This is a genomic window from Burkholderia sp. MR1-5-21 (assembly GCF_053427715.1).
The window spans coordinates 40,972-53,215 of sequence record NZ_JBSAXD010000002.1 but is presented as its reverse complement, the minus strand read 5'-3'; the positions used below and the strand labels follow the sequence as shown (position 1 = coordinate 53,215).

Below are 12,244 nucleotides of genomic sequence, written 5' to 3'. Positions count from 1 at the left end.
AGCAGGCGCGCGACGCTGCGCGCGCCCATCTCGCCAGACCTACCGTAACCGGATTATCACCATGACCGCCAACCATCCGAATCCTCCCCCGCTGACGGGCGCGACACTCGCGCTGGGCTCGTTGAGCGTGGGCCTCGCGGGTTTCATGACCGTGCTCGATTCATCGATCGCCAACGTCGCGATTCCGACCATCTCGGGAAACCTCGGCGTATCGGTCGACGAGGGCACCTGGGTCATCACCGTCTTTGCCGCGGCCAACTCGGTCGCGATTCCGCTGACCGGCTGGCTGACCCAGCGACTGGGCCAGGTGCGCCTGTTCGTCGGTTCGATCCTGCTGTTCGTGCTGGCATCGTGGCTGTGCGGCGTCGCGCCGTCGCTGCCGGTCCTGCTGTTCGCACGCGTGCTGCAAGGCGCCGTGGCCGGACCGCTGATCCCGATGTCGCAGGCGCTGCTGCTCAGTTCGTGGCCGAAGGCGAAATCGTCGCTGGCGTTGTCCCTGTTCTCGATGATCGTGGTCACCGGGCCCATCGTCGGGCCGTCGCTGGGCGGCTGGGTGACGGACAGCTATGCGTGGTCGTGGATCTTCTATATCAACATCCCGGTGGGGCTGTTCGCCGCGGCGATGGTCTGGATCCTCTATCGCAAGCGCGACACGCCGACCCGGAAACTGCCGATCGATTTCGTCGGGCTGACCCTGCTGATCGTCTGGGTGGCCTCGCTCCAGGTGATGCTCGACAAGGGCAAGGATCTCGACTGGTTCTCGTCGAACACGATCATCATCCTGACCATCGTCGCGGTCGTGGGGCTCGTGCTGTTCGTGATCTGGGAGCTGACCGACAAGAATCCGATCGTCGACCTGACGCTCTTCAAGGAGCGCAACTTCCTCGGGGGCACGATTTCGATTGCGATCGCGTACGGGATCTTCTTCGGCACGCTCGTGCTGCTGCCGCAGTGGATGCAGGAGTACCTCGGCTACCGGGCGGTCGATTCCGGGCTCGCGACGGCGCCGCTCGGCATCTTCGCGGTGATCGGCGCCCCGATCATGGGCAAGATCCTGCCGCGCTCGGACGCGCGCATCATCGGCACGTTCGCGTTCATCGGCTTCGCGATCGTCTATTACATGCGCTCGTTCTTCTACACGGACATCAGCGAGGGATACATCATCCTGCCCACGTTGCTGCAGGGCATTCCGATGGCATTGTTCTTCGCGCCGCTGACCGTGATCATCCTGTCCGGGCAGCCGCCCGAAAAGGTGCCGGCCGCTGCAGGCCTGTCCACCTTCGGGCGCATGTTCTTCGGCGGCATCGGCACGTCGCTCGCGGGTGTCGTGTGGAACAACCGGACGATCATGCACCATGAAATCCTGACCCAGCAGTCGAGCCCGACCAACCCGATGTTCAATGCGCAGATGGATGCCTACCATTCGGTGCTGGGCCTCGGCCAGGGGTCGTCGTATGCGCTGTTCGACCATGTCGTGCAGACGCAGGCCGCGATGCTGGGGCTGAACGACGTGTTCTACGGCGCGGCGATCGTGATGATCATCATCATCCCGCTCATCTGGATCACCAAGCCGGGCAAGGCCGGCGGCGCGAGCGACGCGGCAGCGGCCGCGCATTGAAAACCTGATGATGAAACAAGGCCGCGGATCTCACGATCCGCGGCCTTTTCGTTTCGGCGAAGCGAAGGTTTCGGGTTCGGTTCAGAGCGTCTCGATCGCGAGCGCAATCCCCTGGCCGCCGCCGATGCACAGCGTCACGACGCCGCGCTTGATGCCGTCGCGCTGCATCGAATGAATCAGGCGAGTCGTCAGCACCGCGCCCGTCGCGCCGATCGGATGGCCGTGCGCGATCGCACCGCCTTCGACGTTGACGATCGCCTCGTCGATGCCGAGCTGACCGGCGACCGCGATCGGCACGACCGCAAACGCTTCGTTGATCTCGAAACGCTCGACGTCTGCCAATGCCCAGCCGGCACGATCGAGCGCGATCTTCACCGCCGGGACGGGACCGAGCCCGAACATGCCCGGTTCGACCGCGGCGACGCCGAACGCCACCAGCCGGGCGCTCGGCGCGATGCCGTGCGCGTCGGCGAACGCGCGATCGGCGACCAGCATCGCCGATGCGCCGCTGTTCAGGCCCGGCGCATTGCCGGCCGTGATCGTGCCATCGGGGCGAAAGGCGGGCTTCAGTTTCGCGAGCGCGTCGAGCGTCGTATCGGGGCGGGGCGTCTCGTCGCGCGCAAACGCGACGCGCGCCTTGCGCTGCAGGACCTCGACCGGCACGAGCTCGGCGTCGAACTTGCCTTCCGCGAGCGCGGCGGAGAAGTGCTGTTGCGAGCGCAGCGCCCAGCGGTCCTGGCGCTCGCGCGAAATGTCGAGCTGGCTGGCGAGATCCTCGGTGTGCCAGCCCGAATGCTGGTCGGAAAACGCATCGACGAGACCATCGCGCAGCAGGCTGTCGACGATCTGCGCATCGCCCATCCGGTAGCCCCAGCGTGCGCCGCCGAGCAGGTACGGCGCACGTTCCATGCTTTCCATGCCGCCGGCGACCGCCGCGTTCGCGTAGCCGAGCAGGATCTCCTGCGCGGCATTGACGATCGCCTGCGCGCCGGATCCGCAGACGCGGTTGACCGTCAGCGCGGGCACCTGGACCGGGACGCCGGCGCCGATCGACGCCTGTCGTGCGGGGTTCATCTTGTTGCCGGCCTGGATGACGTTGCCCATCACGACCGTATCGACCGTCGTGCCGTCGAGCCCGCTGCGCCGCAGCGTCTCGCGCACGGCGATCGAACCGAGCTCGGTCGCGGGCGTGTCCTTCAGGGATCCGTTGAACGTGCCGATCGGCGTCCGGACGGGGTGGCAGATGACGACTTCACGTGTACTCATGATGCATTCCTCGATCGCGTAGACATTTGCGCGGACAGACAAAGACGGACGGTGCACGCTGCGCAATGCGTGTCGCCGTTGCATTCGATTCCCGGATCACGGGGCTTCATGTGATGGAAAATTATCTATGCATATGCATATTGTCAACGTGGAATTGCGCGGCAGCGCCGCAGAAGCGGGGAGCGATCCCGGCCCGTCTCCATCATCGGGAATTCGTGCCCGAGCGCCGGGAGCATTTCAGTTGCGACAACGGAGCGTTGCGCGCGGCCGGCTTCCGCGAACCGGCATCGTGGCTTACAGTCGTCGTGCCACATCAACGTGCGTCCGCCTTTTTCCCATGTCCGACGATCCGATCCGCGCTGACGACCCCGCGCCGACTTACGCAGTGACACGCGAACAGCTTGCGAAGGGCACGCTGCTTCACGCGCTGCGTGCGAATCCGCCGGTCGGCGTGACGGTACGCAGCGACGCGGAACTGGAGCGGACGCTGCGCGCGACGCTCGACCATCATGATCGCGACCGCGATCTGCACGTGTTCGGCTATGGATCGCTGATGTGGAACCCGGCACTCGACGCGGCCGACAGGCGCGTGGCGCGCGTCGACGGCTGGCACCGGCGCTTCTGCCTGCGGCTCGTCCTCGGGCGCGGCACGCCGGAGCAGCCCGGCGCGATGCTCGCGCTCGACCGCGGCGGCGCGTGCAACGGCGTGCTGTACCGTATCGACGCGGCGAAGGCCGAAGCCGAATTGCGGCTGCTGTGGCGGCGCGAGATGCTGGCCGGCTCGTACGACCCGCGATGGATCGCGGCGACGGCCGGCGGCGAGAAGATCCGGGCGTTGACGTTCGTCGTCAACCGCACGCACGACCGCTACCTCGCCGGCTGGCCGCCCGAGCGCGTCGCGCAGCTGATCCGCACGGGGTGCGGGCCGCTGGGCACGTCGCGCGCGTATTTCGACGCGACCGTCGCGACGCTCGAGCGCCTCGGCCTGCACGATGTCGGCATCGAGCGCCTGCGGCGCGCGATACGCGCCGCGGACGAGGCGGACAGGCAGGGTGGGGCGGCCTGAAGGCCGCTAGCGCTTCAGGTGTTCGTCGCGCTCGAACAGCGCGACGACCCAGTCGATGAACACGCGCACTTTCGCGCTGAGATAACGGTTTGGCGGATAGATGACGTTGATCGGGTTGGCCGGCGGCCGCCAGTCCTCGAGCAGCGGCACGAGCGCGCCGGCCGCGATCGCGTCGCGCACCGCGTAGGTCGGCGCCTGGATGATCCCGAGACCCGCGAGGCCCGCGGCCAGGTACGCGTTCGTATCGTTGACGACGAGCTTGTGATTCAGCGCCAGCTCGCTCTTCGTGCTGCCAGTGCCGCCCGTGCCGTCGCGCGAGAACTGGAACGGCAGCGCGCGGCTGCCGCGCGACGCGCTCATGCCGATGGTCGGCAGATCGCGCAGCCGGTCCGGCGACGCAGGCCTGTCGTGCCGCTCGAGAAACGCGGGCGCCGCGCACGTCGTGAAGCCGAAACTGCCGATCTGCCGCGCGACGAGGAACTGCTCGTCGACGTCGCCGGCCCGTATCGCGCAGTCGATGCCGTCGGCGACCAGGTCGGTGCGCTTGTTCCCGATGTCGAGTTCGATCCCGACGTCGGGATAGGCGGCATAGAAATCCGCGAGCGCCGGCACGAGCACGAGCGTGCCGATGGCGGCCGCCGTATCGACGCGAATCTTGCCGGACGGTTTCGCGCGGGCGTGCACAGTCGACGATTCGATGTCCGCGAGGTCGGCGAGCAGGCGCACGACCCGCTCGTAGTAGATCGCGCCCTCCGGCGTGACCGTCAGCGAGCGCGTGGTGCGATGCAGCAGGCGGACCTTCAGGTCTTCCTCCAGCTTCTGGATGAGCCGCGTCACCGTTGCGTTCGGCATGTCGAGGGTGTCGGCCGCTTTCGTGAACGTCCCGGCTTCCACCACGCGGACGAATGCATTCATCGCAGCGATGCGGTCCATGATGCGCGCCTCCATTCCCGACAGGGGACACGCTATTAGACCGCAATCGCGACGACCGCTGCCAGGGCCTGTTCACACTAATAACGAACCCTAGTTTCCAGTGAAATCCATCACCGGGCGCGGGCGGCCCTCGTTCAGCGCATCGACGGCCGAGCGGATCCCGCGCCGCGCGTCGTCGGACTCGAACAGCGGCATCGCGATGTCGAACATCGCGTCGTCCGCAGCCGCGATGCCGCCGACTGCCGATGCGCGCAACAGCGCCTTGTGCGCAGCATACGCGCGAGTGGGCCCGGACGCGACCTTGCGCGCGAACGCGGATGCTTCGGTCAGCAGGTCCGCATCGGCGACGACGCGATTCACGATGCCGAAGCGCTCCATCGTCGCGGCCGGCACCTTTTCCGACGTCATTGCCCACTCGGACGCGCGTGCGCGGCCCGCGCGCTCCGCGACGCGGTAGATGCCGCCGAGGATGGTGACGATCCCGAGCGTCTGTTCGGGATGGCCGAACGTCGCCGATTCGGCCGCAAAGATCACGTCCGCACGCAGCGCCAGTTCGAAGCCGCCGCCGAAGCACAGGCCCTGGACCGCGGCGACGACCGGCAGCGGCAACTGCTCGAAGCGGTTGAAGACCGACATGTAATGGCCGAAGCGGGCGCGCAATTCGCGCACGCTCGCATCGGGCCAGGTCATGATGTCGCCGCCGAACGAGAAGTGTTCTCCTTCGCTGCGCACGAGCACCGCGCGCGCGTCGCTGCGCTCGATGGCGGTAACGGCCGCGGCGAGTTCGTCGACCATCCGGTCGTCGATGCGATTCTGCGGCGGTCGATCGATGACGATCGTCGCGAGGCCGTCGTCGAAGTTCACAGTCAGGTGAGACATGGGGATTCCTTGGTCGTGAAAGCGGCCATCAGCCGAGGTGCTGCCGGAACCACGCGGTCGCGGCTTCGCTGGCGCGGCGGAATTGCGACAGGTACGGATCGAAATGGCCGCCTTCGATCGTCACGAGCTGCTTCGGCTGCAGCGCGCGCTCGTAGGCCGCGAGCTCCAGGTCGGTCAGCGTGATCGTGTCGCGCGTCGCGACCACCATCAGCAGCGGCGTCGGCGACACGCGCGCGATCCAGTGGCCCGGCTCGTACATGCGTGCAGCGCGCGTCGAGCGGACCGTCACGTTGTTTTCCCACGCACCGTCGGGCAGCGGCTGCTGATAGAAATCGATCGCGTCCTTCGCGCGATACGACGCGGGGACCGCGGGATCGGCGCTGACGATCGCCTGGCGCCGGGGCGGCTCGCCGCGCAGCTGCGCACGGTCGTCGTCCGCGAAGGCTTCCTCGATCGTCGCGACCTGTTCGGGCGGAATGCGGCGCAGCCCCTGCTCGAAGCCGCTGATCGTCGGCACCTGCGCGACGACGCAGCGCAGCCGCCGGTCGGTCGCGCCCAGCACGATCGCATGGCCGCCCGCGTAGCTCGTGCCCCAGAGGCCGATGCGCGCCGGATCGACGACATCGAGGCTTTCGAGGAAGCTGATCGCGCGACGCCAGTCCGCGACCTGCCGCCACGGATCGATGTCGTGACGCGGCGCGCCTTCGCTGGCGCCGAAGCCGCGATGGTCATGCAGCAGCACGACGAAGCCGGCTTCGGCGAACGCGCGCGCGAACGGCTCGAGCGCGTGTTCCTTCACGCCGGCGTAGCCGTGCGTCATCGTGATCGCGGGGCGACGTCCTTCGCCGGGCGGAACGAAGAGCCAGCCGCGCAGCTTCACGCCGCCATCGACTTCGAATTCCACGTCGGTACGTTTTACCATTTCGATCTCCTGGATGGGCGCGAATCACGCGCCGCGATAGAAAAAGCTCGTGTCGACCTGCCCATGCAGGCGACGAGCGAGTTCGGCCGAGAATTTCAGCGCACCGCCGAGCGGGCGGTGATGAATCGCGATGTGAACGATCCTGCCCTCGGCATTCTTCGTCAATACCGTGATCCCGCGCATCTGCTCGCCGCCGAACGCCTGCACTTCCCATTCGAGGTAGTTGCGCAAGCCCTCGCGCGCTTCGTGCGTGAACGCGAGCGCCTCGTAGATCTTGCTCGCGGTGGACATCACGATCTTGACCTGCTCGATGCCGGCGACCGGTTTCGCGAGCACGCTCGCTTCGAGCACGACGTCCGGCGCGAACGCATCCGCGAACGACTCCGCGGACTTCTGCTCGAACGCGCGGGTCCATCCTTGCGGGGCGACGGGTGCGTGCGGCGCATCGGCGGCCGAATCGAGGTTCGACACGAACGATCCGACGAGCCGCGCGACCGCGGCCGGCTGCTCGACGTGCGGCCAGTGGCCCGCGTGCGCGATCGACACGACGGTCGGCGCTTCGAAGCGCGGCGCGACGCTCGACGCGATCAGTTCCGCGTTGACGAACGCGTCGCCATCGCAGTAGACGATCAGCACGGGGCCGCGGTATCGCGCGGGGCTGGCGCCGGACGGATGGCCGCTGTTCCACAGTTCGGCGATCTTGCCGACCGACGCCGGGGCGACGCGATCGCCGAGCTGGCCGAGGCGTTCGAGCCGCGCGTCGTCGAGGTTCACCGACTGGCTGCGGCGCAATGCGCGCTGGGCGGCCGGATCGCCGCCGATCGCGTGGAACGCACGCATCGCGTCGTCGGGCATGCCGGCGCCGCGCAGCGGCACCGGCGTCAGCAGCGCGAGGCCGTCGACCTGCTCGCCAAGCTGTTCCGCGACGAGCTCGGCGACCTGTGCGCCCATGCTGTGCCCGACCAGCACGACCGGTCGCGACAGCGCGCGCACCTGCGTCGTCACGTCCGCCGCATAGCGGTCGAGGCTGTACGGGCCGGGTTCGCCGGCGCGGGCGCCCATCCCCGGAAGATCGACGCGCAGCGCATCGGCCGCGCGGTCGCCGAGTTGCCGGACGACGTCGTCCCATGCGGCGGCGCCGTCGAGAAATCCGTGGATGAACACGAGCGTGGGGCGGGGTGGTTGAAGCAGATCCATGGTTGTCTCCTGTCGAATCGTTCGGCGGGCCGATCGCGCATCAGCGCGTCGCGCCGGATGCAGACCAGTTTTTTGCGTCGATCGGCGAATAGCCGTCCTCGAATCCGTCGAGCCGGCCGATCCGTTTGCTTTGCAACCGGGTGAGCACCTGCGGGTCGAGCGGCGTCGTGAACGCGTTCTGCACGACCGTGTATTCGGCAGCGAGGCGGCCGACCGCCTGCAGCGCAGCGGTGTCGATGCGACCGCGGTCGAGGTACAGGTCGTCGCGAATCTGGAAGCGCAGCACTTCACCGAAAATCACGTGGTCGTGCTGGTCGCCGATCGGAATGATCCGTTCAAGCCTGCATTCGAACGCGATCGGCGCCGCCTTCACGCGCGGCGGACGGACCATCGCCGACTCGGCCTTCTCGAGACCGACCGCGTCGAACTCATCGACGTCGGACGGGAATTCGAATGCGCTGCGATGCATCGCGTCCGCGAGTTCGAGGTTCACGATATTGACGACGAATTCACCGGTATCGCGGATGTTGACAAAGGTGTCCTTCAGCGTGACGCCGTCGGAACGCGGCTGCATCGAGATCGACACCATCGGCGGCTTGCGTCCGACCGCGGTGAAGAACGAGATCGGCGCAAGGTTCGCGACACCGTCCTTGGACAGCGTGCTGACCCATGCGATGGCGCGCGGCAGGATCGAGCCGATCAGCAGCTTGTAGTTCGCGGCGGCGTCCTGGGTGGTGGGATCGACGATCATGGTGAATGTCCTTCAAAAGGCATCGGGCGATGCGCGTCAAGCGGTGCGGCGCGCGACGATCAGCCTGGCGGTCATGTTCTGCACGACGTCGCCATGCTGGTTGATCGTTCGGGTGCGCAGCACGAGCTTCCCGTAGTTGGGTCGCGAACGGGAAGGGGTCAGCTCCGCCACTTCGCCTTCGACGCGCAGCACGTCGCCGGCGCGCGTCGGCAGCGTCCAGTCGACCTCTACGCCGGCGCCGAGCAGGCCATTGGCCAGCTTCGGCCCGCCGGCGACCAGCAGCCGCATCGTGATGGCTGCGGTATGCCAGCCGCTCGCGGCGAGCCCGCGGAACGACGTGTCGCGCGCGGCATCTTCGTCGAGGTGGAACGGCTGCGGATCGAACTCCGCCGCGAACCGCTTGATGTCCGACGCGCTCACTTCGTGCGCGCCGGTAGTGAAGGTGTCGCCGACCGCGAGATCGTCGAAATAGAGGGGCTGCGGGTTCATGAGCGTTTCCGTTTCAGATGGAAAGGCGATCCGGGCGGTGACGTTGGTGCGTTGTCGTTCCGGGCTTGTGGCAACTGTAGGAAAGGTTCCGGAGCGGAGGAAGAGGGGGACGCCGAATGCGGCATTTCAGATTGATCAATAATCGGCGCGCCGGCACGCATGCGGCGACGACCGGCGCCGATGCCCGGATGGCCGCCCGGCGCGGCCCACGCCGAGATTGCGGGTTGTCGTTCGCATGAGCACGCCGCGTGTCGGCATGCGGTCCGGATTGTTGTTCCGGGTGAAAAACCGCGTTGATCCGGTTTGTCCGCGGCGAAGACTTGTCTGGAGAAAGGCGAGCGAGACATTCGCTGCGTGTCGACGGCGCGAATGGTGGTGCCTGATGCATGTGAGCCGCAGTCGCCACGCCTCAAAGCAGCGTTTCCGCAGCATGACTAGTGCAATTTCAGGATGACCGAGATTGCGCTTCAATTGCTCACTTAGGATAAGTTTTCTTATCATAACGGCATCATTTGTACCCGAAACTCGCGCATCGAAAAACGCGTCTGCGCCGACACGGTCCGTGACACTTCGCCCTGCGTCGACGAAAAGCGTGGGCCACGCATGCTGGATCCGACCGTGACGGATCAAGCACCGTATGCAGGGAAGGGCGTCGCCGCCACTGGAGCGACACCGGAACGCAACGCGCTTGCGCCCGTTCGCAGCCGGCCGCGATTGACACCGCCGCCGCGCTGGCAAGCGCGGTCGAGCGGCTGCCGGTCAGGGTCGGCGCGATCGCGCTCGACGAAGGTTTCGCGCTGCAATGGCGCAAGACGCGCGTGATGCATCGAGGCGTGCGGCAGCGGCTCGCGGGTGTCGTCGTCAACCGGCACCCGAATCTCGTCCGCGACGGATTCGACACGCTGAAGGCGATGCTCACCAACTGCGTCCGGCATGGCCCCGCATCGCAGAACCGTCACGCGCATCCGGATTTTCGCGGCTATCTCGCGGGCCGGGTCGCACATGCGACGACGCTGAATTGGGCCCGCGGGGCGAAGCTGCAGGCGATCTTCGACAGGATCGACTGGGATACGGACAACGTCGGCAGCTGAATCGTCGCGCAACGTATGAGGTGTAACCCGACCTGGAGCGGCAACACGCCTTTCTGACAATCTGCTTTCGAAGTTGCTCTCCCGCATCTGCGGCCTCCCGTCGGCCCCCGAGCGCGCCCGACGCGCCGCCTTCCTTCCCAACCCGCACCAACTTCCCGCGACCAGATCCGACGCGACGAAAGACCCGCTCGCCGTCGACCGCTCGCGACACCCCGGCCCGTCAACCCGCCTCGCTGCGGCGTGTCATGCGGAGCAAAACGCCCCCCACCTCGCTGGGCCTCCCCCTACGCAAAAGTAGGAGGGTGACCCATCCCGGGCTTTCGCGCGCATCTGCAGAATCCAGATACGGGTCAGTGTGAAGGTGTCGCCAGCCCGCGTTCGCAGCAAAGCATGGCGTCCAGCGCGTATCGCTGGTTGACCCCAAGGATGGAGGTCATATGTTCAGTACCCGCACGTGTTGCAGCAGTGTGGCGGCACTGCTGTTCCTGGTGTTCGCCGCTCCGTCGTTCGCACAATCGTTTCGCGTCCAATGCCCGTTCACCACGCCCGCCCATCCGACGGCGCTGCCGCTCGGCGCCGGCGAGCCCGCGTACACCCAGCCGACCTACACCGGACAGACTTCCACGCCGACCGGCACCGTGAACGGCGCGATCAAGTGCCAGCAGATCTCGGGCGGCGACGGTTACGCGACGATGGCCAATGGCATACAGACGTATCTGTTCGCGTTCGGTCCGCTGTCCGGACTCGCCGACATCAAGGCCGGCCTGCCCGGCACGCAGTTCGCGTCGGTGTTCAATACCGTCGGCGACCCCAGAACGGATTCGAACTACAACGGCGCGGTGGGCCTCGCCCCCGATCCTGACGCCGGCGGCGCGCTGACCGGTCACGTCGATCCGCGCCCGATCATGGATATCGGCGTGATGAACGGCAACGAACCGGCGCCGCTGATGGCGATCGACGAAGACGACGAGTTCTTCCTCACGCTCACGAACGTCGGGATGATCATGCGCCCCGACCTGTTCGAGAAGCACACCGTGCACTTCCACGGCTATCCGAACGCGTCGTCGTTCTACGACGGCGTGCCGGACGCGTCGGTCGCGATCAACATCGGCGCGAGCTTCACTTACTACTATCTCGCGCCGGATGCGGGCACCTATTTCTGGCACTGCCACATCACGCCGCCGGAGCACCTGCAGATGGGCATGGTCGGCCAGATCTACGTGCGGCCGCGCCAGGACCGCGTGCCCCAGGGCCAGTCGCTATACGCGTCGCTGGTCACCCAGCAGGCTGACCTGCGGACCCGCTGCGGAAACGACATTCTGTGCTCGACGCCGCTGCCTCCGCAGGACACCGGGCTCACGCGGATACCCAACGCCAACATCACCGTGGCCCCGGGGGCTGCGACACCGCAGCTGCCGCTTTACGCGTACAACGACGGCGACGGCTCAACGGCGTACGACGTCGAGTATCCGGTCCAGATACACGGTTTCGATCCGAACTTCCACTTCGTCGGCATGACATTCAATCCGGAGCCGTTCACCGACATGAAGGACAAGTTCTTCCTGCTGAACGGGCGCAGCTATCCGGACACCGTAACCGAGGGAGCGATGCAGACGCCGTCGTCGGATGCCGCGATGCATCCTTCGCAGCCGCTGCCGACGATGATCAACATCCCCGTCGGTGGCAGGGCGCTGTTGCGGATCTCGGATCTCGACGTCACCGAATACCAGACGCTGGCGTCGCTCGGCATCCCGATGCATGTGATCGCGATCAATGCCCGCATGCTGCGCGACATGGCCGGCAACAACATGGCCTATGACACGAACTCGATCACGCTCGGCGGTGGCGAGTCGCTCGATCTGATTCTCGACGCAAGCGACACGACGAAATACCACGCGGGTCAGATTTTCTATCTGTACACGCCGAATCTCGATCATCTGTCGAACGATCAGGAGAATTTCGGCGGATTGATGACCGAGGTCCACATCTGCGGTTCGGTGGATCCGAACAAGAAGCTTTGCAATCCTTGATG

Annotated in this window: 10 protein-coding genes and 1 pseudogene; 4 read left to right on the top strand and 7 right to left on the bottom strand. The window is 66.5% G+C overall.

The window, feature by feature from the left end:
- Positions 1–61 precede the first annotated feature (61 nt).
- Positions 62–1,618, top strand: a complete 1,557-nt coding sequence (locus ACV229_RS02810; RefSeq protein WP_448081608.1) for a DHA2 family efflux MFS transporter permease subunit — start codon at positions 62–64, stop codon at positions 1,616–1,618.
- Between the two features lie 81 nt (positions 1,619–1,699).
- Here ACV229_RS02810 and ACV229_RS02805 read toward each other — a convergent pair whose 3' ends face one another.
- Positions 1,700–2,884, bottom strand: coding sequence for a thiolase family protein (locus ACV229_RS02805; protein ID WP_448081607.1), 1,185 nt, complete (start codon positions 2,882–2,884; stop codon positions 1,700–1,702).
- A 337-nt stretch (positions 2,885–3,221) separates the two neighbouring features.
- On the opposite strand from ACV229_RS02805, the gene ACV229_RS02800 reads away from it, so the two are divergent.
- Positions 3,222–3,950 carry a gamma-glutamylcyclotransferase gene (locus ACV229_RS02800; protein ID WP_448081606.1) on the top strand — a complete coding sequence of 243 codons (729 nt, stop codon included), beginning with the start codon at positions 3,222–3,224 and terminating at the stop codon, positions 3,948–3,950.
- 6 nt (positions 3,951–3,956) lie between these two features.
- Here the strand turns inward: ACV229_RS02800 and ACV229_RS02795 are convergent, their stop codons facing one another.
- The 6 genes from ACV229_RS02795 to ACV229_RS02770 all read right to left on the bottom strand — a co-directional run bounded on the left by ACV229_RS02795 (position 3,957) and on the right by ACV229_RS02770 (position 9,121).
- Positions 3,957–4,883 carry a LysR family transcriptional regulator gene (locus tag ACV229_RS02795; protein ID WP_448081605.1) on the bottom strand — a complete coding sequence of 309 codons (927 nt, stop codon included), beginning with the start codon at positions 4,881–4,883 and terminating at the stop codon, positions 3,957–3,959.
- A 90-nt stretch (positions 4,884–4,973) separates the two neighbouring features.
- Positions 4,974–5,762, bottom strand: coding sequence for an enoyl-CoA hydratase/isomerase family protein (locus tag ACV229_RS02790; RefSeq protein ID WP_448081604.1), 789 nt, complete (start codon positions 5,760–5,762; stop codon positions 4,974–4,976).
- Positions 5,763–5,790: 28 nt separating this feature from the next.
- Positions 5,791–6,684 carry an alpha/beta hydrolase gene (locus ACV229_RS02785; RefSeq protein ID WP_448081603.1) on the bottom strand — a complete coding sequence of 298 codons (894 nt, stop codon included), beginning with the start codon at positions 6,682–6,684 and terminating at the stop codon, positions 5,791–5,793.
- A 24-nt stretch (positions 6,685–6,708) separates the two neighbouring features.
- The gene (locus tag ACV229_RS02780) at positions 6,709–7,881 is read right to left on the bottom strand and encodes an alpha/beta fold hydrolase (RefSeq protein ID WP_448081602.1); all 1,173 of its coding nucleotides are present in this window, start codon (positions 7,879–7,881) and stop codon (positions 6,709–6,711) included.
- 40 nt (positions 7,882–7,921) lie between these two features.
- Positions 7,922–8,632, bottom strand: a complete 711-nt coding sequence (locus tag ACV229_RS02775) for a flavin reductase family protein (protein ID WP_448081601.1) — start codon at positions 8,630–8,632, stop codon at positions 7,922–7,924.
- Positions 8,633–8,668: 36 nt separating this feature from the next.
- Entirely contained in the window at positions 8,669–9,121 is a 453-nt protein-coding gene (locus ACV229_RS02770; RefSeq protein ID WP_448081600.1) for a MaoC family dehydratase, read from the bottom strand.
- A gap of 725 nt (positions 9,122–9,846) precedes the next feature.
- Here ACV229_RS02770 and ACV229_RS02765 point away from each other — a divergent pair.
- Both ACV229_RS02765 and ACV229_RS02760 read left to right on the top strand, forming a co-directional pair.
- Positions 9,847–10,212: pseudogene (locus tag ACV229_RS02765) on the top strand (reverse transcriptase family protein); the annotation flags it as partial.
- Positions 10,213–10,649: 437 nt separating this feature from the next.
- Positions 10,650–12,242: a multicopper oxidase domain-containing protein gene (locus tag ACV229_RS02760; RefSeq protein WP_448081599.1), complete on the top strand. Its 1,593-nt coding sequence runs from the start codon at positions 10,650–10,652 to the stop codon at positions 12,240–12,242.
- Positions 12,243–12,244 lie beyond the last annotated feature (2 nt).